The sequence below is a fragment of the Mesorhizobium sp. P2_D5 genome, assembly GCF_056404355.1.
In genome coordinates this window covers 103,159-125,596 of record NZ_JBFUEE010000010.1, presented here as the reverse complement: position 1 = coordinate 125,596, position 22,438 = coordinate 103,159, and the positions used below count along the sequence as shown (strand labels likewise).

General features: G+C 59.6%; 17 protein-coding genes and 2 pseudogenes. 9 read left to right on the top strand and 10 right to left on the bottom strand.

The genetic code is table 11. The annotated features are described in order from the left end of the window. Positions 1-141: 141 nt before the first annotated feature. Both ggt and AC1DYW_RS30555 read left to right on the top strand, forming a co-directional pair. Positions 142-1,725: a gamma-glutamyltransferase gene (ggt, locus tag AC1DYW_RS30560; protein ID WP_126070468.1), complete on the top strand. Its 1,584-nt coding sequence runs from the start codon at positions 142-144 to the stop codon at positions 1,723-1,725. Between the two features lie 114 nt (positions 1,726-1,839). Next, a complete protein-coding gene (locus AC1DYW_RS30555; RefSeq protein ID WP_126070467.1) occupies positions 1,840-2,817 on the top strand; it encodes a 2-dehydropantoate 2-reductase in 978 nt (325 codons plus the stop codon). Between the two features lie 118 nt (positions 2,818-2,935). Here the strand turns inward: AC1DYW_RS30555 and AC1DYW_RS30550 are convergent, their stop codons facing one another. The 7 genes from AC1DYW_RS30550 to AC1DYW_RS30520 form a co-directional block, all read right to left on the bottom strand. Next, the gene (locus AC1DYW_RS30550) at positions 2,936-3,301 is read right to left on the bottom strand and encodes a hypothetical protein (RefSeq protein ID WP_126070466.1); all 366 of its coding nucleotides are present in this window, start codon (positions 3,299-3,301) and stop codon (positions 2,936-2,938) included. A gap of 86 nt (positions 3,302-3,387) precedes the next feature. Then, positions 3,388-3,882, bottom strand: a complete 495-nt coding sequence (locus tag AC1DYW_RS30545; RefSeq protein WP_126070465.1) for a VOC family protein — start codon at positions 3,880-3,882, stop codon at positions 3,388-3,390. Between the two features lie 177 nt (positions 3,883-4,059). Then, a complete protein-coding gene (locus tag AC1DYW_RS30540) occupies positions 4,060-5,082 on the bottom strand; it encodes a histone deacetylase family protein (protein ID WP_164548778.1) in 1,023 nt (340 codons plus the stop codon). Positions 5,083-5,101: 19 nt separating this feature from the next. After that, positions 5,102-7,522 (bottom strand): aminotransferase class III-fold pyridoxal phosphate-dependent enzyme, encoded by a 2,421-nt coding sequence (locus tag AC1DYW_RS30535; RefSeq protein ID WP_126070463.1) that lies wholly within the window; start codon positions 7,520-7,522, stop codon positions 5,102-5,104. Positions 7,523-7,558: 36 nt separating this feature from the next. Next, positions 7,559-8,572, bottom strand: coding sequence for an ATP-binding cassette domain-containing protein (locus AC1DYW_RS30530; protein ID WP_126070462.1), 1,014 nt, complete (start codon positions 8,570-8,572; stop codon positions 7,559-7,561). An 18-nt stretch (positions 8,573-8,590) separates the two neighbouring features. After that, positions 8,591-9,355: an SDR family NAD(P)-dependent oxidoreductase gene (locus AC1DYW_RS30525; protein ID WP_126070461.1), complete on the bottom strand. Its 765-nt coding sequence runs from the start codon at positions 9,353-9,355 to the stop codon at positions 8,591-8,593. Further along, positions 9,339-10,061, bottom strand: coding sequence for a GntR family transcriptional regulator (locus AC1DYW_RS30520; protein ID WP_164548777.1), 723 nt, complete (start codon positions 10,059-10,061; stop codon positions 9,339-9,341). Before AC1DYW_RS30520 ends, AC1DYW_RS30525 begins: the two co-directional genes overlap by 17 nt. A gap of 155 nt (positions 10,062-10,216) precedes the next feature. On the opposite strand from AC1DYW_RS30520, the gene AC1DYW_RS30515 reads away from it, so the two are divergent. From AC1DYW_RS30515 to AC1DYW_RS30500, 4 genes are all read left to right on the top strand, one after another. Next, positions 10,217-11,176 carry an ABC transporter substrate-binding protein gene (locus tag AC1DYW_RS30515; protein ID WP_126070459.1) on the top strand — a complete coding sequence of 320 codons (960 nt, stop codon included), beginning with the start codon at positions 10,217-10,219 and terminating at the stop codon, positions 11,174-11,176. Continuing rightward, positions 11,155-13,185, top strand: coding sequence for an ABC transporter permease (locus tag AC1DYW_RS30510; RefSeq protein WP_126070458.1), 2,031 nt, complete (start codon positions 11,155-11,157; stop codon positions 13,183-13,185). The genes AC1DYW_RS30515 and AC1DYW_RS30510 overlap by 22 nt, the downstream gene beginning before the upstream one ends. A gap of 156 nt (positions 13,186-13,341) precedes the next feature. Then, on the top strand, positions 13,342-14,382 hold the full coding sequence (speB, locus tag AC1DYW_RS30505; protein WP_126071189.1) for an agmatinase: 1,041 nt from the start codon (positions 13,342-13,344) through the stop codon (positions 14,380-14,382). A 42-nt stretch (positions 14,383-14,424) separates the two neighbouring features. Continuing rightward, entirely contained in the window at positions 14,425-15,855 is a 1,431-nt protein-coding gene (locus AC1DYW_RS30500) for an aldehyde dehydrogenase family protein (protein WP_126070457.1), read from the top strand. 315 nt (positions 15,856-16,170) lie between these two features. On the opposite strand, the gene AC1DYW_RS30495 is transcribed toward AC1DYW_RS30500, so the two are convergent. Then, on the bottom strand, positions 16,171-17,067 hold the full coding sequence (locus AC1DYW_RS30495; protein WP_126070456.1) for a LysR substrate-binding domain-containing protein: 897 nt from the start codon (positions 17,065-17,067) through the stop codon (positions 16,171-16,173). 128 nt (positions 17,068-17,195) lie between these two features. Between AC1DYW_RS30495 and AC1DYW_RS30490 the strand changes: the two genes are divergently transcribed. From AC1DYW_RS30490 to AC1DYW_RS30480, 3 genes are read left to right on the top strand one after another with little or no spacing between them, the layout of a single operon-like run. Then, positions 17,196-18,035 (top strand): ABC transporter substrate-binding protein, encoded by an 840-nt coding sequence (locus tag AC1DYW_RS30490; RefSeq protein ID WP_126070455.1) that lies wholly within the window; start codon positions 17,196-17,198, stop codon positions 18,033-18,035. A 13-nt stretch (positions 18,036-18,048) separates the two neighbouring features. Continuing rightward, on the top strand, positions 18,049-18,726 hold the full coding sequence (locus tag AC1DYW_RS30485) for an amino acid ABC transporter permease (RefSeq protein ID WP_126070454.1): 678 nt from the start codon (positions 18,049-18,051) through the stop codon (positions 18,724-18,726). Next, entirely contained in the window at positions 18,726-19,466 is a 741-nt protein-coding gene (locus tag AC1DYW_RS30480; RefSeq protein WP_126070453.1) for an MBL fold metallo-hydrolase, read from the top strand. The genes AC1DYW_RS30485 and AC1DYW_RS30480 overlap by 1 nt, the downstream gene beginning before the upstream one ends. Positions 19,467-19,990: 524 nt before the next feature. On the opposite strand, the pseudogene AC1DYW_RS30475 reads toward AC1DYW_RS30480, so the two are convergent. Together AC1DYW_RS30475 and AC1DYW_RS30470 are read right to left on the bottom strand one after the other, a co-directional pair. After that, positions 19,991-21,136 (bottom strand): annotated as a pseudogene (locus AC1DYW_RS30475) (IS91 family transposase). Positions 21,137-21,139: 3 nt separating this feature from the next. Then, a pseudogene (locus AC1DYW_RS30470) lies at positions 21,140-22,038 on the bottom strand (tyrosine-type recombinase/integrase). Positions 22,039-22,438: the final 400 nt, after the last annotated feature.

The window sequence follows — 22,438 nt, the reverse complement described above, 5'->3', positions numbered from 1 at the left end:
CTTCAGGGAAGCGAAAGCGAGCGCGATCGGACGCGAACCCCGGAGCTGTCGCGACATTTTGCAATCGTAACTGACAAGCAAATGGGTGGCGCGTCTCAAGGCTCGCCGTTTTCATTCTGTCCGTGCCAATAGGAGTACACTGTGCGCGACTTCCAACTACCTGGCCGCTCTCCGGCAATGGCCATGAACGGCATGGCCGCCACCCACAACCCGCATGCGGCGCGAGTTGCCATTGAGGTGCTGCAAAGTGGAGGCGCGGCAATCGATGCAGCAGTTGCCGCAGCCGCGGTGCTTGCAGTCGTGGAACCGCAGCAAACCGGAATCGGCGGCGACTGCTTTGTCATCATGGCCAAGAACGGCACCGATCAGATTGTTGCCTATAATGGCTCCGGGCGAGCCCCGTCCAGACTTCCGGCCAGCGGACTTGCCGTTGGCGAATCTCAGCTTGAAGATTCAAGCCCGCATGCCGTTACCATCCCGGGCGCTATTGATGCGTGGACCCGGCTCGTGGCGGATCATGGACGCAAGGAGATCGGCGAGCTTCTTGCCCCCGCAATCGCTTTTGCGCGGAATGGATTTCCGGTTCACCCTCGAGTGGCGCAAGATTGGGCTGTGGATGAAGCGCGGTTGCGGCGCGACCCCAATGCAACCCGCGTTTTCCTTCCGCGTGGCCGGGCCGCTCGGGCCGGTGAGATCTTTCGCAACCCCGGTCTGGCTGACGCGCTTAGCCTGATCGCCGCCAAAGGGAGAGATGGTTTCTACAAGGGACCTGTGGCTGAGGATATCGTGAGCTACCTTCGCAGCCTCGGTGGCTATCACACTCTTGATGATTTCGAGATCGCCGCAGGCGAATATGTCGAGCCCGTGCGTACAAACTACCGTGGTATGGAGGTCTGCCAGATCCCGCCCAACAACCAGGGCATCACCGCGCTCCTCATGCTCAACATCCTCGAGGGTTTTGATCTCGCCGCGCTCGAACCTTTGGGGGCTGAGCGCCTGCATCTTGAAATCGAAGCCGGCAGGCTGGCCTACAGGGATCGTGATGCATTCGTCTGCGACACCCGCCATGCGGCTTTTCCGGTGAATGAAATCCTCTCCAAGGACTATGCCGCACGCCTTCGCAATGAAATCCGTCGCGACCGTGTGGCAGACCATCTGCCGCCGCCGCTCATGCGCAAATCGGATACTGTTTACCTGACGGTCGTCGATCGCGATCGCAACTGCGTCAGCTTCATCAATTCGGTCTATTGGGGCTTTGGCTCAACGCGAGTCTCGCCGACCTATGGCATCACGCTTCAAAATCGCGGCATGGGTTTTTCGCTCGATCCTGCTCACCCCAATGCGATAGGACCGGGCAAGCGCCCCCTCCACACGATCATGCCCGGGCTCGCCTTGAAGGATGGTCGGCCATTCCTTTGCTATGGGGTCATGGGGGGCGACTATCAACCTTTCGGACATACGCACGTATTGACCGGTATCGTGGACTTCGGACTCGATCCACAGGAGGCAATCGACCAGCCCCGCGTCTTCTATTCGCTGGGCGACACTCAGGTCGAGCGTGGCGTTCCGATCGGCACGGTCGAGGGGCTCAGAAAGCTCGGCCATCGGCTCGTCGAGGCAACCGAGCCGCTTGGCGGCGGACAAATGATCAAGATCGACTGGTCGGAAGGGGTGCTCATCGGAGGTTCGGATGCTCGCATGGACGGCTGCGCCCTTGGCTACTAGGTCCCCGACCCACCATACGCCATCGGCTCCTTTACTGCCGTCAGTTGGAGCCTCGTCGCGCGGGGTGGATCGGGTGCGGGTGTACTGGTCGACAATGCAACAGGCGATTGGCTGATGCGGATCTGCGTGTTTGGCGCGGGAGCGATCGGCGGTCTCGTCGGTGCCAGGCTTGCCGCACAAGGCGACGCCGAGGTGAGTCTCGTTGCCAGAGGTGCCCACCTTGCCGTTATTCGCGAAACGGGTTTGACGCTTAAGTCGGAAGATAGCGAGACCACCGTCACCGTGCGCGCGACAGACCAGGCCGCCGATCTCGGCCCCCAGGATTATGTCTTCCTGGCGCTCAAGGCCCATTCGCTTCCCGGCATCATTGAAAACCTGAAGCCGCTTCTGGGCCCTGAAACGGCGGTGGTCACGGCGCAGAATGGCGTGCCCTGGTGGTACTTTTACAAGCATGGCGGCGTGCACGAAGGCCGCCGCATCGAGTCCGTCGATCCGAAGGGGGTGCTGTGGGAGACGATCGGACCTCAGCGCGTGATCGGCTGTGTCGTGCATCCGGCCGCCGAAATCGAGTCTCCCGGCGTCATTCGACATATCGAAGGCGATCGCCTACCGATCGGCGAGCCTTCAGGCGAGAGGACCGAGCGCACCGCCAATCTGGCCGCTCTCCTCGCGTCGGCTGGATTCAGGGCGCCAATCCGCACGCAAATCCGCAATGAGATCTGGGTGAAGCTGTGGGGCAATCTCTCGTTCAACCCAGTTTCCGCTCTGACCGGCGGAAAGCTCGATGAAATCTGCGCCGATCCAGGCACGCGGGCGATCATTCTGGCAATGATGGTCGAAGCTCAGACGATCGGCGAGGCGCTGGGGGCAAATTTCGGGGTCGATGTCGATCGACGGATTGCCGGCGCGGCCGCGGTCGGCAAGCACAAGACATCAATGCTGCAGGATCTGGAACTTGGCCGGCCGATGGAGATCGATGCTCTGGTGTCGGCGGTCCAGGAGCTAGGCCGTCTCACCCGCCATGCGACCCCGACGATCGATATCGTCGAGGCGCTCATTCGGCAACGTGCCAAACTCGCCGGCTGTCTTTGACGACCACCCCCTTCACGCCATTTGATCGGCGCTCATTGTTGCTGCCGCCGCCCGGATCACTGTCCGGGATGAAAGCCCGATCGGCGCGCAAGCGCAACGCACGGAGCGTTGCTTCATTCTAATTGAGGTCTATGTTGCAGCCCCACGTATCAATCAAGTTTATCCAAATTTCTAATTTGAGTGTATTCCCGAATTGTGCGCTCCATTTTCTCACGATGAGATCGCATAGAGATTGAAACTTTTGCTGTAAATCATGGTCACTGGTTGAAATCTTTATTACGACATCTGGAACTGCGGAAGACTGCACTGCCAAGGAATTAAATTCTATTGCTGTACACTGATTTAACTCGATGATGATATCGTGATCAGGAACGTTGAGAATCCTTTTTGTGGCCTGGTAAAGGATGTCCATCATCGGGGCGCTGTGGTCGGCCAAGCGTTGCTGTGTTTCAGTGGATTTAGGGAAAATTTCAATGTACGCCATTTGACTATAAGCCCTCTTAATTTCGTGCTCTGTTCGCGATTGTTAAATATAAGAATTAACCCAGTGATGTAGTCGGCTAATATGCGTTATTTATCTCTGATTTTTACTTCCATCAGCTCTATGGGAAATCCAATGGATGGCTCCATGTCCATCTTTACCTCTCTAGAGAATTCAGATGAAAGCGTGTCAGTCACCTTCCACCCCAGCTTTGATAGCCGGTCCAATTCTGCGTCCATATTAGGGGTGAGGAAGCCAATTTCACTCAAGTGCCCAATTGGTGCACCGCACCCGGTATCGTATCCCAGCCGTTGTTTTTCGAGCGGCTCCATTAGTTCAAGATAGAAATCGTCGTTCACCCACGCACCGCTGACAAAAGCTTCCCCCTTGAATAAATTTCCTTCAACGCGAGTAAAACCTCCTTTGCCGATACCAAAAGACTCAGACAGCAACCTTTCCGTGCGACCGATATCCTCAACCCGAATGCAGACGTGGTTCATGATGAGCCTCTGTTCCTGATCGCATTTTTTAACCAGGCGCATCATTCGGCCCTCAAAGCCTTCTTCCCTGTTTTGATTTTCCATAGCTAATTCCTCCGATGGTTTCGCCAAACAAAAGTACGAGATACTGACAAGATCAGTCGTCAAAGCGCGGGCAACCAATTAGTCGTGGCTGTCGACGCAAGCGGCAACTCGCTCCTTGAGGTCAATCCCCTCCCTTAGGCCGGGTCGGCCAAAACATCCGGCGAGGCACAGGCGCATCTAACCTCCCGGCGCGACAACATTGAGGACGCAGCGACCAATCGCATCGAGGCAGTATCCCCCTTCGAGCACAAACATGTGGGGGCGGCCCAAGGATGCAACGGCTTCGCCAATCCGGTTGAAATCAGCCAACTCCAAGGCCAGACGTCCTGCGGGATCCTTGGCATAGCTATCCACGCCAAGCGCCACCACCATGTAGTCTGGAGAATAGTCGTGCAGCCTCTCGAGCGCGGTCGTCAAACCTTCGCTGTAGCCCGACCAGTCGGTGCCGGGTTGGAGTGGCAGGTTCAAATTGAAGCCTTCGCCGGCGTCGGCGCCGATCTCGTCGGCGTACCCGGAGAAATAGGGATAATCCACCGCGGGATCGGCATGGAGAGAGATGGAAAGGACATCGGACCTGGTCCAGAAGATGTCTTGAGAACCGTTGCCATGGTGAGCGTCAATGTCCAGGATCGCGACCCGAGCGCCATCTCGCGTCAGTTCCTGTGCGGCCAGCGCGGTATGGTTGGTGTAACTCGTACCTCCACCCATGTTCCAGCAGGCATGATGCCCCGGAGGACGAGCCAGGACCAGGCCCGGCAATCCAGCGACGCGAAGGTCCCCGGCAGCCTGAAGTGAAGCCCCTGCTGCGCCCAAGGTTGCAGGCCACATCGCCGGCGTGATCGTGCTCACCCCGTCGAACATGTAGTAGGCGATCTTGCCTTCTATCGCGCTTGGGCATCGCGGCGGCCGGTTGCGGTGCGGCCAGACGAAGCCGACGCCGTCGAGTTCGGTTCCGAATGAGCTAGACCATTCATCCCAGGCCGTGGCGAGGAAATCCAGGTAGTCTGCGGAATGAATGGTGCGCAGATCTACCTTCGATGCGGGTGCACAGTCCAAGACATCGGTGTGGCCCGCCTGCCGTAAGACATCCAGAACAGCGCTGGTGCGCTCCGCCACGTCCAGCGTTGGGATGAACCTCCCAGGGGTGAGCTCGACTTTGGATTGATGCTCCAGATGAGCATCGCACTTGTAGATCTTCATCTGCTGATCCCCGGTTGGCTCAGGCGCTATTTGCGATCCGAAGATCGGGTGGCACATCTGTCAGCGCGGTGTGAAGGGCTTCAAAGCACCGGTCGGCGTCGGCGGTGCTGAAGGCCAATGGCGGCCTTATCTTGATGATGTTTCCGAAGGGACCGGTCGAGGCAACCAGGACACCGAGGCTCTTCATCCGTTCACGCACCCAGCGGGCCGCGAGTTTCGCGGGAGCGCGCGAGGTCCGGTCGAGGACAAGCTCGGCTCCGTAGAAAAGGCCGCGCCCATGGATGTGGCCGACAAGCTCGTGCGTGCCGATCAAACCGTCGAGAGATGCCTTGAGATGCGCGCCGACACGCTCGGCGTTGCCTTGCAGGTTCTCGCCCTGCAGCACGTCCAAGGTGGCGTTGGCGACAACCGTCGAGACCGTGTTGCCGCCGAAGGTGTTGAAATAGCCAGTGCGACGCTGGAACTCCAGGGCGATTTCGCGACGCGTCACGAGCGCGGCGATGGGGTGCCCGTTGCCCATCGGCTTTCCCATGGTGACTATGTCGGGACGAACATCGAATGCCTCGAAGCCCCACATATGCGTGCCCGATCTTCCGAAGCCCATTTGGACTTCGTCGGCGATGCACAACGCTCCTGAACGGCTCGCTTTCTCGAAGGCAAGGCGCATGTAGTCGCCCGGCGGGACCAAGGCGCCGTTGCCGTCAAAGATCGAGTCAATCAGCAGCGCTGCAGCGCCCGATCCCCTTGCTCCAAGGCGGACCGCTGCTTCGGTCACGTGATCGGCGTAGCGTTCCCCCAAATCGGCCTGGTCGCCTCGATGGATGCCCCGGTAGACATTAGGGGGCGGCACCGCCTCGACCCAGCTCGGCTTGTCCTTGATGTCGTATTCCAGCAACGAAAGCGGCGCGACCACCGATGTGTTGCCATGATAGCTGTTTTCTGTGATGATCACGCCTTCGTTGCCGGTAACCGACCGGGCAATGCGAACCGCCAGGTCGTTGGCTTCCGAGCCGGTACAGACAAAGATCCAGGTATCCAGGCCTTCGGGGAGGGTCGCAGTCAGCCGCTCTCCCAGCCGCAGGATCTCGCTGTGAAGATAGCGGGAGTTGGTGTTGAGCGTGGCCGCCTGCTGGGCGAGCGCCTGCACCACATAGGGATGGCAATGCCCCACATTGGCGACGTTGTTGTAACAATCCAGGTACTCCGTCCCGGAGGCGTCGAAGAGTTTTGTGCCGCGACCACGCACGAGTTCCAGCGGCTCGTTGTAGAAGGTGTAGGCCTCGCCCAAGACCGATTGCCTGCGGAACATCAGGGCTTGGATATCGGTCGTAGTCTGTTCCACCACGGGCGATGAAATCGGCGTGGGCACCACGGAGGGGGTCATCGAGGCGACGAACGCGTTGCCATCGATGTTGGCGAGGCGTGATACGGCAGCCGAATACAGGGTTTGCAGTTCGTCGAGGTGCTGGTCGTGCCGGCCGTTGACTGCAGCCTGGTAGCGGACGAGCCCGACCTGCAGGATCAGCCGGGCAAGCACCAGATCCTTGAGCACCGCCAGATCGGCGGCCTCCAGTGGCATATATCTCTGGTAGCCGCGCACAATTGCTGATGCAGCAGCCACGGGTTCCGGGCTCCAATGGATGAAAGACGCTACAGCGACGGCGAGGTCCTGCGCGACCGTCCCATAGACCATGTCGCCAAAGTCGATAACCCCCACAACTTCGAGCAAAGGCTCGGCCCGGACCAGAACGTTGCTCTCGTGGAAATCATTGTAGATGACCTGGGATCGGAGGCGGGGCAGCGCCGCAAGGGTTGATCCGGCGAAGTGCTCCAATGCCCGGTCGACGTCTTGGCGGATTTCTTCTGGGATATAGTCCCGCAGCCAATCACCAAGGAGCAGGCCATTTGCCAGGTCCCACGGCATCGGTCGAACGGCACCGCGATGATTGAACCCTTGCAGCGCCCTGGCCAGGCGGCCGTGCGCCGCCCCGAGAGTCAAAAGTTCGTCGGTGGAGAGCTTGAACCCTCGTTGACCCAACTGGTCCATGACAGTCGTACCGGAGACGAACGAGAGAGCGCGTAAACGGTGTTCTCTACCCTCTCCATCCGAAATGCTGGAAAGCAGGTCGCTTCCAAGGGTCCTGCGCACTCGCGGGACCTGGAGCGCCGGATCGACCCTTTCGATATGTTCAAGCGCTTTCGCCTGAAAGATGATACTTTCCTCATCCTCTTCGAGAGATGCGATCTTGACGACAAACCTCTCGCCGGCGGCAGTGACAAGACGATAGTTCTGTTCTCTTTCCCCTCCCAGCTGATGCCATTCGCCTGCCAGCCCGTAGTGCTCGAGCACATGGTCTGCGACCGGCTTCAGGTCCAGTTGCGGCGCCTTGATGCTGCGCAGGAGCGCACGCGCTTCAGTCTCGGTGATCTTCGTTTGCATGGCCGAACTGGTACCTCGATTTCGACGCCCGGCCAGCTACGCCGTCATGGCGGACGTGAGGGCGTCGCCCAGATCCTGGCGTCTCATGTACCCTACCGTTCTGCCCGTGGAATTGCCGAAGGCGATCACGCTGGCCCCGCCCTGAAATGTTTCCGCGACTTTTCGGAGTGTAACCTCAGCCTCGAGTTGCACGTCGAAAGCGCCCGGCTCTCCATGCTGCATGAAATTTTCCGCCGTCAGTATTCGACTGCGTTCCGCGCTCGCGGTGAATGCCCTCACATAGGAATCCGCAGGATTCAGGATCAGTTCCGCCGCGCTGCCGGTCTGGACCAGTTGGCCCTTGCGCAAAAGGGCGATGCGATCTCCAACGCGTGCGGCCTCATTGAAGTCATGGGTCACGAACACGGCTGTCTTGGAGAGCGTTTTCTGCAGCCTGAGAATTTCGTCCTGCATCTCTTCGCGAATGAGTGGATCGAGCGCTGAAAAGGGCTCGTCCAGCAGCCAAAGGCTCGGATTGGTTGAGAGGCTGCGAGCAATGCCGACGCGCTGCTGTTGGCCTCCGGAGAGCTCATAAGGATAATGATCCTCTTTGCCGGACAACCCGACAAGCCCAATCATATCGAGCGCCTTCTGCTTTCGCGCAGCTGCGCGCACACCTTGAATCTCCAGTGGCAACTCCACATTGCCGACCACGGTACGGTGGGGAAGCAGCGCAAAATTCTGGAACACCATGCTCATGTGCGTACGGCGGAGCAGTTGCAGGCTCTTTTCAGGCACGGCGCGTAAGTCCTGACCCTCGAAGCACAACGCTCCTTCCGATGGCTCCACCAGGCGCGTCAAGCATCTCAGCAGAGTGGACTTTCCGGACCCCGACAGTCCCATGATGACCAGGATCTCGCCCTTGGCCACGGAGAGATCGACGCCGGCCAACGCGACGAAACCGCCGCGCTGCTCCACAGAGGAGATGTTCTCACTCAGCGGCAATTCGGGATCGATACTATGCGCCTTGGCCGGTCCGTAAATCTTCCAAAGGTTCTTGCAACTCAACATGGCTATCCCCGACAATCCTCAGCCTAATTCCCTGGCTTCGTTCAACATGATCGCGTCGGAGGAGGTGTAGCCGCCATCGACAGCGATGCTCGTACCCGAGACAAAGCTGGCCCTGTCGGACAAGAGGAATGCGACCACGCCAGCGACCTCCTCCGGCCTTCCGTCCCGCCCAAGAGGCGTGATTGACGCTGACCCTGAGGACGCCCCAGTTGTCATGTCGGTTTGGATCCATCCCGGCGAAACGGCGTTGGCGCGGATGTTTCGGGAACCGAAATTGCATGCGAGGCTCTTGGCCAGATTGATCATCGCCGCCTTGGACGCCGCGTAAGCCATGCTTGCGTAGGAGCCGAAGAATGCGTCGGTGGAGGCTACCAAAACCACCGATCCTCCCGACACGATCTGCTTCTGCAGTCCAAGAGTCAGCCGCAACGCTGCATTCAGATTTACTTCGAAGGTGCGGTCCCAGATCGAGATGTCATATTCAGTAAATCGCTCGAATTTGACGATTCCCGCATTGTGGACGATGCCCCGAAGCTGGACACCCTGCAGGCGCCGCATCAACTCGTCCTGACTCTCGCGCGCGCCGGCATCGAAATGGTGAAGCGTGACTTTTCGCCCCAAGTCGTCGCCATACGAAACCAGGCCCTCTGCCGCTGTCGCATCGCTGATGTAGGTGGCATGCACATCGTAGCCATCCCGGAGCAACATCTCCGCAGTCGCTCGCCCAATACCGCGGGACGCGCCGGTGACCAGCGCAATCGGAGCTTCACTTGGATTCGACATATTGTTCCTCGATCCTCTTTTTGGCTTTTGGTCTCAGTTTCTGATCTTGATCCATTTCAAGGAACAGGTTCACGCCTTTGCAGGCATACTGCAGGGCAGAGGTCAGAATTTCCTTGGCACTGGCCGCGTCGGCCGCCTCCAAGGCGTCGATGATCGCAACCAGGGCCGCATTCAGTCTCGTGACGATGCCCTTTTCCTCGAAGGCCTCGCGCGCCGGCGGAGCTGTCTTGATCCAGACGCTTTCGATCATCTCGATGAGCGCTTGAGATTCCCCTCGCACATAGATCTTCATCAGAAGGCCGTTGAACCGAGGGGCGTATCCAACGGTGTCGCCAGCCTCGATGTCGCGCTGCATGCACTCGGCTTCGCTTCGGAGCGCCTGGATCGTTTCACTCGATAGACGCCCCGCGGCCCTCTCCAGGGCAAGGCATTCGAGGCTCACCGAGATCTCAAGGTATTCGTTGAAGCTCTGCCGGGAAACGAAGGGGACACGCGCCGATCGGTTTTCCTCGACGATAAGAATACCCTCTTCGCCTAGGCGCCGGAACGCCGTACGGACCGGCATCGGGCTGACGCCCAGTTCGGCGGCGATATCGCGGATCTTCAGGCGCTGTCCGGCCCGCCAGCGGCACTCAAGGATATCCTGACGGACAAGCTTGTACACGCGGTCCGAAGCGGTCGTGCTCTGCTCGTCCTTCGTTGTCATTTGTGACTCATTTGTGATATCTAGCGTCCATATTATGCTGTATTCAACCCGACATTCCCGAGCAATGCAACTTCTTTTTCTATTTTTGTGATTGACATGTGATAAGAAGTGCGCCCTACTTTGGCTCATAGGTCATTTTGAAAGGGTGTTTCGCGATGCGGTTTCCACTCTCGTCAGTCACGTTGGCGTCTGTGCTCTGCGCCAGTCTGTGCATTTCTTCCGGCGAGGCGCTCGCCGCCGCGCAATCCCAGGATCCGGTGCGGCTGGCGGTCGTTAGTGCGCCTGACGCGGACTTCATCACGAACGTGTTCGGGACCTTGCTCAAAAAGGCCGGATACAACATCCAGTACGTGCATACCGACTACACGGCGCAGTTCACGGCCATAGAGCTCGGCGACCTCGAGATCAGTCCCGCAATTTGGTCGTCTTCTCCCGAACTGATCGCAGCTGCGCTCGCGTCCGGCTCTGTGACGAAGGTGGGGTCGGTCGGCGTCAAGATCAGGGAAACCTGGTGGTACCCCAACTATGTCGCTGAGCTATGTCCGGGATTGCCGGACTGGAAGGCGCTCAAGAATCCTGCCTGCATCAAAGCGCTGTCCAACCCGGAGACGGACGGAAAGATCAATTATCTCGGAACACCGGCAGACTTTGATGCCGACGACGAGCGCCGCATCGCGGCGCTAGGCCTCGACGTCCACATAACGTTGCCGGGTACCATGGCGGCCATGGTCGCCACGATGCAGGGCGCAATCGAGAGGAAAAAGCCGATCATCGGATTTGGTTTCGTGCCTCACTGGCTGTACGGCTCCGGCGTGGGCACCTTTGTCGATTTCCCGCCCTATGAGGACGCGTGCCGCAGCGACCCCGCCTGGGGCGTCACCCCCGATCTCGTGGGTGACTGCGCTTTACCCACGGGAGATATCATCGAATTGATCAACAATGATTTCGCCAAGCGCGAGCCCAATGTAACGGATCTCTTGAAGAAGTTTGTTCTGACCAATGACGATGTTGCCTGGGGCATCCTCAAGCAGGATAAGGGCGGACTTACGCCCGAAGCTGCCGCGGCTGAGTGGATTTCCACCAACGAGAAAAAGTGGTCACCGTGGCTTCAATAACCTTCGGCGCGACATCTGTGGCGCCGCTCATCCGCCACAAATGGCTGCTGAGCAGCCGTTTGTGGGTGACATTCGGCCTCATTTTGCTCGTCGCTGCCTATGTTGGGCGGGAGGTGCTGCCCGAAGGGTTGTACGTCTGGCCGAAGCAATGGCTGCTGCCGTTGCTTAAGATGTCCAACGATGTGCTCAACCAGTTGCTTCGCCGATCCGAAATTTTTGGCGAGCCTCTCCGGGTCTGGACGCGTGCGGGTGGGGAGGCAGTCGGCCTTCCGATGCGGGGCCTGCAGAACCTTCTGACCACCGGCTGGTCCTTTCCGGGTCGCACTGCAGCCGAAACGGTTACTCTGCCGCCATTGTCGTGGGTGTCGGTCGTTCTTGCTGCAACCTACATGGGTTGGCTCGCCGGTGGGCGCCGCCTGGCTGTCCTGGCGTTTGCAACTTTTGCGTACTTTCTTGTTTTCAATCTTTGGGCTCAAGCGACATTGACGCTCGCTTCCGTGGCGTTTGCGATCGTCGTCGGCGTGATCTTTGGCCTGGTGCTTGGCGTGATGCTGTTTCGTTGGCGTTGGCTCGAAACCGTATTGAACCCCGTCTTCGACGTCATGCAAACGATTCCGCCATTTAGCTATCTGGTGCCAGTCCTGATCCTCTTCGGGTTCGGTCCCGTCGCGGCGTTGGTGGCAACACTGATCTTCGCCTTGCCGCCGATGGCGCGAGCGGTGGTGTATGGCCTGCGTCGGTTGCCGGACCATACGTTCGAACTGTCCAGCATGACCGGTGCCTCCCGCTGGCAGGGCACATCGAAGATCCTTTTGCCAAGCGCGAGGGACGACCTCCTTTTGGGCGTCAATCAACTGGTGATGATGGCGCTGGCTATGGTCATTCTGGCTTCCATGATCGGCGCAGGTGGTCTGGGAGCGGAAGTGCTTCGCGCGATCCAATCCCTCAAGATCGGTCGCGGGTTGGAGGCGGGGATTGCGATAACACTGCTGGCCGTACTGCTTTACGGCTACGGACATTCGATCGCCGTGCGTCGACCTTCTCATCTGTCTCGACCGCAACCGATAAGGCACCTCGCAATCCTGGCCGCCATCCTCGTCATTCCCACAGTCGGGGGAGTCGCAATCGCACCTCTGGCGCAATATCCGGTCGAGTTGACGATCTCGACCGCTGATTTCTGGTCACGCATCATCAGTTGGCTGAACGGCAACTGGGGCGATGGTTTCGAAACCGCCCGGCTGACCATCACGCTCGGCGTCATTCGGCCCTTGTTGACGATACTGAGAGATCTCGGCTGGGCGTCGATTGTTGCTTCCATGCTGTGTTTCGGCTTCGCGCTGCGGCGGCCTTCTCTTGCTGTCCTGTCTTGCGCCACGCTCATCCTGATCGCTGCCATTGGCTATTGGGACAAGTTGCTGATCACCTTCAATCTGGTGACGGTCGGAACGCTGCTCTCCCTTTTTGTCGGAGCGCCCTTGGGAGTATGGGCCGGATCTTCGCGCCGCGTGCACGCGGTGTCGGAGGTTGTCGTCACGACCCTGCAGACGTTGCCTTCCTTCGTATACCTGGTGCCCGTTGTCATGCTTCTGGGTCCCGGAGATGCAACCGCGGTGATCGCCATTGCGCTCTACTCCGTGGCGACGACGGTGCGATACACGGACCATGCCATCCGCAATGTCGATCCAACCACGATCGAAGCCGCGGTGGCGTTCGGGGCCACCCCACTTCAAACGTTCTGGAAGGTTCGTCTGCCTCTTGCCCGACCTGGTCTGATGCTGGGTCTCAACCAAACGATCCTCATGTGTGTTGGGATGGTGGTCATAACGGCGCTTGTTGGCTCACAGGGGCTTGAACTGGAGACCGTGGATGCCATCGCTCGTGTCGAGGCCGGCAGAGGATTGCTTGCAGGCCTTGCGATTTCCGCACTGGCAATCATTCTGGACCGCTATGTAGGCGCGGTCGCGGAGAAATTGAACGCCCCCGGCTCGCCCCGCGCCAAATCATCATGATCATCTATGTTCCGGCTGCCCGCTACGGCTGCGGAATTGTGAACATTGAGGGTGGCACGTTGAAGTCATTCAGGGCCTCGGCGGCGGGACGCGCCGTCGGCCAATTCCATGTCTTCTGATTCCAGGAACAACGCGACACAAGGAGAGGGTTTCGCAATGGTTGACTTTAATGAGCGCCTTGCAGCGCTGCGGGCGAAGTTCGCCGACAGTCTCGAGTTTCATGATCCGAAATTTCGCAAGGTTGGTGAGAAGATATTTAGCGGCGGAACCCGTCTGGCGCCGTATTCCGGCATCTCAACCTTTGCCGGCTTGCCATTGAAGACAATCGATTTCAAAGCACCCGACTTCGGCGATCTCCAGGTAGCGGTAGTCGGCGTGCCAATGGACCTTGGTGTAAGCAACCGACCTGGATCGCGTTTCGGGCCACGTGCGATACGGGCAATTGAGCGGATTGGGCCGTACAATCACGTCCTCGAATGCGCGCCTGCGTTCGATCTTAGGATCGCCGACATAGGCGATATTCCTTTCGCAAGCCGCTACCGCCTGGAGCAAAGTCACGATGATATCCAGGCGGCGATTGCGGCGGTCGTCGCTGCGGGCGTAATTCCCGTCTCGGTTGGAGGTGATCACTCGATCACTCATCCTATCCTCAAGGCCGTCGGCCGCGATCGTCCGGTCGGGTTGATCCATATCGATGCGCATTGCGACACGGGCGGCCCTTTCGATCAGACGAAGTTCCATCACGGCGGCCCGATGCGTAACGCGGTCTTGGACGGCGTGCTCGATCCCGCTCGGACAATCCAGATCGGAATTCGCGGCTCGTCGGAGTATTTGTGGGAATTCTCCTACGCCTCGGGCATGACGGTCATCCACGCCGAAGAAATTTCGGGCCTTGGAATCGAAGCCGTGATCCGCAAGGCGAGGGCGATTGTAGGCGACGGCCCGACCTACCTTTCTTTTGATGTCGACAGCGTCGATCCGGCCTTCGCACCGGGGACAGGCACTCCAGAGATTGGCGGGCTCACGACGCGCGAGGTGTTGGAGCTCATCAGGGGACTGAAGGGCGTCAATCTTGTGGGCGCAGACGTCGTCGAAGTGGCTCCGCAATACGACGCGACAACCAACACAGCGCAGGTCGGCGCACAGGTGCTCTTTGAAATTCTGGGCCTGCTGACGTTTAGCCCTTCGCTCGCATGAGCGAGGGTGTGAGCCTTATCCGAATTGGGAAGGAGCATCGTTATGCTCGATAAGCGGAAGTTCTATATCGGCGGCGAGTGGGTATCGCCAATCGCCGGGCAGGATCTGGAAGTTCTGAACCCTGCAACCGAAAAGCCGATTGCCGTCATTTCCATGGGTACGCCAGAGGATATCGCCAAGGCTGTCGTAGCGGCAGAAAATGCCTTCGCTTCCTACAGCCGAACCACTCTTGAAGAGCGCCTCCGGCTGCTCGAAAGATTTCTGGCCATTTACAAGCGTCGCTACGACGAGATGGCTGAAACAATAACGTTGGAACTTGGCGCCCCGATCACCATGAGCCGGCAGCAGCAGGCCGATGTCGGTGTTGGCCATCTGCAGGGGTTCATCGATGCGCTGCGTGATCTGAAAGCTCGCGAGGAATTGCCGAATGGCGATATCATTCTGCGCGAACCTATCGGCGTCTGCGGTCTAATTACACCTTGGAATTGGCCGATCAATCAGATCGCACTGAAGGTGGTGCCGGCCCTCGCGACGGGTTGCACATGCATCTTGAAGCCTAGCGAATTCACGCCCCTCAACGCCATGTTGTATGCTGAGATGATTGATGAGGCGGGGTTTCCCCCAGGTGTCTTCAATTTGGTCAATGGTGGCGCTGACTGCGGCGCGGCGCTTTCCAGACATAGGGACGTCGACATGATGTCCTTCACAGGCTCTACGAGGGCCGGGATCGCAGTTAGCAAAGATGCTGCCGACACTGTGAAAAGGGTAACCCTGGAGCTTGGTGGCAAATCTCCGAACATCGTTTTTGAAGATGCAGATCTCGATGAGCGGGTTTCCGCCAGTGTTGCCGAATGCTTCAATAACTCTGGCCAGTCCTGCGATGCACCGACGCGGCTGCTCGTGCAGCGCTCTGTCTATCAAAGGGCAGTCGAGGTAGCGCGTCGCGCTGGCATGGCCGCCGAAGTAGGGGACCCAATGAAGGAAGGCGCGCACATTGGGCCTCTGGTGAGCGAAATTCAGTTCGCTCGTGTACAAACCTTGATTAATGCTGCGATTGATGAAGGTGCGCAGTTGCTCGTTGGCGGCCCCGGCAAACCGAAGGGTTTTGAAGCTGGTTATTTCGTAAGGCCAACTATCTTTATCGACGTCGACAACGAGATGCGCATCGCACGGGAAGAGGTTTTCGGGCCGGTTCTTGCGATCATTCCTTTTGACAGCGAGGAAGAGGCCATCACCCTGGCGAATGACACGACATACGGCCTTGCCGCCTTTGTGCAAACCGGTGATCCGAAGAGAGCAGAAAGGGTGGCTTCGCGTCTGCGGGCCGGCATGGTGCATATCAACGGAGCGCCGCACCGCTATGGAAGTCCATTTGGCGGCTACAAACAATCCGGTAATGGCCGCGAGGGCGGAAGGTTTGGCCTTGAAGACTTTCAGGAAGTAAAAGCAATTCACAAACCTGACGTAGCCTAACGTCCCTTAGGCCTTTCGCAGCTGCCAGGTCGACGCTGCTACCGTCGATGGGCACCGAGAAGCCAACCATAACGCGGCCATGACTTGCACAAAGGTGGTGGCGATCATCCACGAAGATCGCTTTGAATGTCCGATTAAGTTCGGGAGCTATGACCAGATCGGCGAAGCATATCCTTGCTGGGCGGGCCGATCTCGGATCCCGAAGGTGCCCCTCGAGTTCGAACGGGCGCTCAGATCGCACGAAACTTATGCATCGTTCACCCGACCACCGTTTTTCAAAACAGATCTGCATCGAGGCACGGTGCCACCGTGCCGTCAGCCTGACGGTCGCGATGCCTGGTCGACCAACCAGTCGACGAACCGGCCGATCGCTGGATTAGCCAAGCCTTCCTCATGGCATATGCAGTAATAGCTTCGGGATGCCGCAACACTGAGCGTCAAGGGTTGAACCAGTCTGCCCTCATCCAGGTCCCTGAAGGAAATGATGTCGTTTGTCAGGGCGACACCATGACCATCGCGCGCGGCCTGAAGCACCATGGCAAAGTTGTCGAAATAGATATCGGACTCCACGGAATGGGGTACGCGTGCTTCCGTTAGCCAACGCCGCCATTGGTCGCCGTCGTCTTCATGGAGCAAGCGATGTTTGAGCACATCGTGAGGCTCGCGAATTGCATTTGGACCTCGCAGCAATTGTGGGCTGCACACTGGTGACGCGTAGATGCTGTGCAGCATCCGCCACCAGAATCCAGCCCAAGGTGGATTCCCATAGACGATGGCGACATCGACTTTTCGCCAGTCCACTTCCTCGAAGTCCACTGCTGTGTGCATCTGCATGCGAAGATCGGGGTTTGCATCGAGAAACCGAAAGATCCTGGCCGTGAGCCAGGTCGTTCCAAAGACTGAAGGCGCCGATACGCGCAGCTCCGCCCTGTCTGACGTGGCGTAGGCATTGGCCGATATGTCGCGGATCGAATCCGCAATCTGATGCATGGCCGTGCCGACGCTTTTCTGCAGCGTCGCGCCCCGTTCAGTCAGCACGAGGCGGCGGCCGCTTTTCCTGAACAGGTCGATGCCAAGCGAAAGCTGCAAGGCACGCAGCTGCTGGCTTATGGCGCCTGGCGTCACATGCAATTCGGCAGCCGCGGCCGCGACATTGCCGAGCCGCGATACGCTTTCGAAGGCTCGCAGAGAATGAAGGGACGGAACGGCCACGTATCACCTTAGTTTAGAAAAACTGCTCTAACTAAATGCTAAAGATTTAGCTTGTCTCATAGTAATTGCAACATATGGTCCTCGGCAGCCACAAAACGGCATCGCAAAAATAAAATGGGGAACTGGATATGCTTCACGAACGCACTGCCTTCGCAGCGAAAATCGCCTTTGGCGGACTGGTCGTCGCCACCCTTGTCGCCACCGCGCCGGCGGCGCAGGCCGGAGGTGCGGATCTTGTCCATAACGGCGTGCTCAGCGTCTGCACCGGCGGCGATTTTCCGCCCATGCAATATTATGAGAATCCAGGCGACGAGAAGCTTGTCGGTTTCGAAGTCGATGTCGTGGATGCCATCGCAAAGCAATGGGGCGGCACCACCAAATATGTGGTCGGCGACTTCAAGGGGCTGTTGCCATCGCTCGGCGCCGAGCGATGCGATCTCGTCGCCAGCGGCATCATGGTGACCAAGGAGCGCCTGCAGGCCTATGACGCCGTTCCCTACTTCGTCTCCAATGTGGTGCTGGTGACATCGGCTTCGGATTCAGAGACCAAATCGCCGCTCGACCTCAGCGGCAAGGTGCTGGCGATCGAGGCGGGCACCACCTACGAGAAGACAGCTGCGGAGCTGAACGCCGAGCTGACAAAAGCCGGCAAGGCGCCCGCGCAGATACAGACCTATCCGTCCGCCTCCGCCGTCATCGAGCAGATCCTAGTCGGCCGGGCTGCGGCGACGATCACCCAGGACACGACGGCTGCATTCCGCATCAAGCAAATGCCAGGGCGGCTGCAGGTGCCATACAACTATGGCGATGGTGAAACTTACGGGATCTATCTGAGAAAGGGCGGCGACAACCGCGAGGCCCTGGTCAATGCCATCGAGACCTTGCAGGCCAGCGGCGAGATGAAGGCGCTGTTGCAGAAATGGAACCTTCCCGAGGCCGCCGCAGACGTCAAGCACGCGACCAATTAAGGGACGTGCCGAGGTGTTCGACAGCAAGCTCTTCCTGACGGCCCTGTTCGGCTGGCCCCTCGCCAAGGGGGCTTTGCTGACCCTCGTGCTTTCGCTTCTGGTGATGACCGTTGCCCTGGCGATATCGCTGGCAACAGCAGCACTGGCCACGTCGAAGCGGCGCTGGATCCGCCTGTCGATCGCCGCGTTTGTCTGGCTTTTTCGCGGCGCACCCGCGCTGCTCGTGCTGCTGTTCGTCTGGAATGGACTGCCGCAGATCTCGGCGGTGTTCCGCTCGGACTGGTTCAGTCCGTTCGTCGCGGCGTTTCTCGCCCTGACCCTGATTCAGATTGCCTATCTGACCGAGATCCTGCGCAGCTCCTATGCATCGATCGGCAAGGGGCAATCCGAGGGTGCGGCGGCCCTTGGCCTGCACCGGGGTCAGATATTCTTCCTGATCATCCTGCCCCAGGCGCTTCGCGTCGCGCTACCGGCCCTGGTCAACGAATTCATTTCCTTGCTGAAGGCAACCTCGCTGGCGACGGTCATCTCCTTGAAAGAGCTCATGACCGTCACCCAGTTCGCCATCGCCACCAGCTTTCGGTTCTTGGAATGGTATGGCGCGGCGCTGATCTACTACATGTCGATGGTTTCGGTTCTGACTGTCGTTCAGATCAAGCTCGAGCGTCTGCTTGCGCGAGGACATCGTTGATGCCGCTCACCCCAACTGGCGAAGTGCATCGTGCTGCCGACTGGTTCTCACGCGAAACTCTGGGTAGGGGAATCACGCGGATATGGGAGCCGCACGTTCATCCCTATTTCAGAAGCAACGTCTATCATGTTCGCGGGCGCGACGTCGATCTTGTCGTCGATGGGGGCATGGGGCTAGTGCCTCTCAGACCCGTGCTGAACCTGCCACCTGGCAAGCCGGTAGTAGCCGTTGCAACGCACATCCATGTCGATCACGTCGGCGCATTAAGCGAGTTCGAGATGAGACTTGGCCATCGCGAGGAGTCTTCGTTTTTCGACGACATGGCGGATGAACACACATTGGCTCATCTCTTTCGCGCGCAGCGCGACGCCGTCAGCAAGCCTCCGCATGAGGCATGGTCGCTGCTGCATTTCCAGATCAAATCGGCGCCACTGTCCCGAATTCTCGACGAAGGCTGCACCATTGAGACCGGAGACAGGTCATTTCTGGTCCTTCACCTCCCTGGTCATTCGCCAGGGTCGCTCGGTCTTCTTGATGAACGCAACGGCGATTTTTTAGCCGGCGATGCGATTTATCGCGGACGATTGGTCGATGATCTTCCAGGTTCGGACGTGCACGTCTATCGAAAGACAATGCTGCGTCTTTTGGAGATAGAGTTCAACAGGGCATACTGCGGACACGGTGAGATAATCGACGAGAATGAACTGCGATCGATTGCAAGAAGTTATTTAGCGAGCTGAACGTTACGGGCCGCGCATTCTAGCCGTGGCAGTGCAGGTCCCGCGATCTGGCCATCCGCCAAGCTGGATGCTGCTCCAGTGCCCCATCTGGCAAAGCTCTGCCTCGCAACCACACTCATTGAGAACCGCTCCTTAGGGTCAACCCGCCTCAACCTCGGCTTCAGAGGTCATCTGCCGAATGGCAGCTTTCCGTCGACCTCGCCCCGATAGCGGACCGTCCGGTAGCGTGAAGAGTTTCGGGCGCCGGCAGGCGTACGAAAGTCCCCGAGGAAGGAACCCGTGGGCCACAGGCGATGGCTATGGGGATTTCGATTTGCGGCTGGTGTCGGCGACGGCGCGACCGCTGCTGGGAAGGGTGGGGATGGATGCGGGGAGGCCGCTTCGTTGTGCCTCCGCGCGGTTTAGCCGATCCCGCACGAGGCTCGTTGCGACGCTGTGGGCGGCGATATTGATGATGGACACGCGTGGGGCCGTTGCCAGAGGCGGGGCGCCTGCGGGTGAAGGTTCGACCATGCCATGCCGGGTCATGGAGTTGTCTCCCGGTTCGTCGCGGTTGCATCGGGCGGACCGCGTGGCTGCCTCCGGCGCTCGAACGTCTCGATGATGATCATGCGTCCGCCGCAGCAAGGGCATGGCGGGCGGAAGTCTTGGCTGGCCTTGCGGGCGGAGCCGGCGAGCAGGCCGTAGTGCCGGATGCGATGGAAGCCGCGCAGCAGGACATGGAGCAGGAAGCGGCGGATGAACTCGTCAGCCGCCAGCGTCATGACCTGCTGCCGATCAACGCCGTCGCGGCGATAGTCCTTGTAAAGGGGCGATAGTCCTTGTAAAGGAAGGTGACGCCGTCGTGGTCGAACGCGATCAGGCGGCGGTTCGAGATCGCCACCCGGTGGGTGTAGCGCGACAGATAGGCGAGCACCGCCTCCGGCCCGGCGAACGGCGCCTTGGCGTACACCACCCAGCGCTTCTTGCGGACCGGCGACAGGTGCCGCACGAATGCCTGCCGCGCGGACAGGTGCGCCATAGATCCGAAGAAGGCGAGCCGTCCTGCGTCGTGCAGCGCGACCAGCCGGGTGAGGAAGAGCCTTCGGAACAGCTTGCCGAGAACCCTCACCGGGAGCAGGAAGGCCGGGCGCGACGATATCCAGCGGCTTCCGTCCGGCGCGGTGCCGCCGCCCGGCACGATCATGTGGGCATGCGGATGGTGTCATCGCCGATCCCCAGGTGTGCAGCACCGCGGTGATGCCGATCCTGGCGCCGAGGTGCTTCGGGTCGGCGGCGATAGTCAGCATCGTCTCCGCTGCCGCCTTGAACAGCAGGTCGTAGACGAGCGCCTTGTTCTGGAACGCGATGTCGGCGACCTCGGCCGGCAGCGTGAACACGACATGGAAGTAGCCGACCGGCAGTAGGTCGGCCTCGCGCTCGGCCAACCACGTCCGTGCGGCCGCGCCCTGGCACTTCGGGCAGTGCCGGTTGCGGCAGGAGTTGTAGGCGATCCGCCATTGGCCGCAGTCCTCGCAAGCCTCGACGTGACCGCCAAGGGCTGCGGTGCGGCAATACTCGATCGCCGACATGACCTTGAGCTGGGCGAGGCTCAGGTGACCTGCATGGGCGGCCCGGAAAGCGGGTCCGGCAGCACGGAAGATGTCGGCGACCTCGATCGAGGCGCGCACGGCTCAGATGTCGGGCGACTTGAACAGGCCGAGCTTGTCGAGCGGGCTCGTCACGGCACGCACCGTCCGGGTCGCCACCTTCGCGTAAAGGGCGGTGTTGTTGAGCTTGGCATGCCCGAGTAGGACTTGGATGATCCGGATGTCGGTGCCGTCTTCCAGCAGGTGGGTGGCGAAGCTGTGGCGCAGCGTGTGCGGCTCGACCCGCTTGGCGATGTCGGCGCGGCCTGCGCCGCCTCGACGACGATGTGATAGAGCTGCCGCGTGCTGATCGGCTTCATCGCGTGCTGTCCGGGAAACAGCCAGCCGTCGCGGTGCATCACGCCCTGCTGACGTCCGACCTTCCACCACTCACGCAGAAGCGCGAGCAGGTCCTGCGAGAGCATGGCGTTGCGATACCGCCCGCCCTTGCCACGCTCGACGCGCAGCAGCATGCGCTCGCTGTCGACGTCGGCAACCTTCAGCATCGACACCTCGGCGACGCGCAGGCCCGCGCCATAGGCAATCGACAGTGCGGCCTGGTGCTTGAGGCAGGTGGTGGCGTTGAGCAGCCGGGCGACCTCGTCGCGACTGAGCACCACGGGCAGGTTGCGCGGATGCGACAGCCGGACGAGCCGGCGCGCCAGGTCCGGGCGGTTAAGCGTTTGGGTGAGGAAGAACCGTAGCGCCGACACGATGCTGTTCATCGTCGGCACGGGAACGCCGTCTTCCTGCTGGTTGATCTGGAACCGGCGCAGGTCATCGGCGGTCGCTGTGTCTGGTGAACGCCCGAGAAATGTCGCCAGGCGTCCGATGTCGCGGAGATAGTTGCGCTGCGTCTCGCGTGAGAAGCGCCGCATGTTCATGTCGTCGATCAGCCGCTGGCGCAGCGGGCTGACGGGTGCATCGAGAACGGGATGGTGCATGGTCAGGCTCCTTGTTGAAGAAGCCCGCCATGCTCTGCTCCAGCCGAACGACGCTCAACGCGAGCGCGACGACCGGTTCTTGATCTCTACCTCAACCGCAGGCACCCCTCCCGCGCAGCGGGTTCGTTCATCGGCCCTATTGTGGACGTCAGACGGTCTACAATTGACCATCGACTGGGGTTCCTGGAAGCTTTTCGAACTTGCTGTCTTGCGCCTCCAGTCGAAATGCGCGCTTCTGAAGGAGGTTAGGGTCCCTGGATCGCTGTGATGCAACCTTGATTCAACCACTGTGGGGTTCGAGTCGGTATCGCGCTACCGTCTTTCCCCCCGCGCATCGAACTGCCAGTTTAAGCTTCGCTTACGGCTGAGCGAAGAGAGCCTCCACTCACCGCGCCCGCTG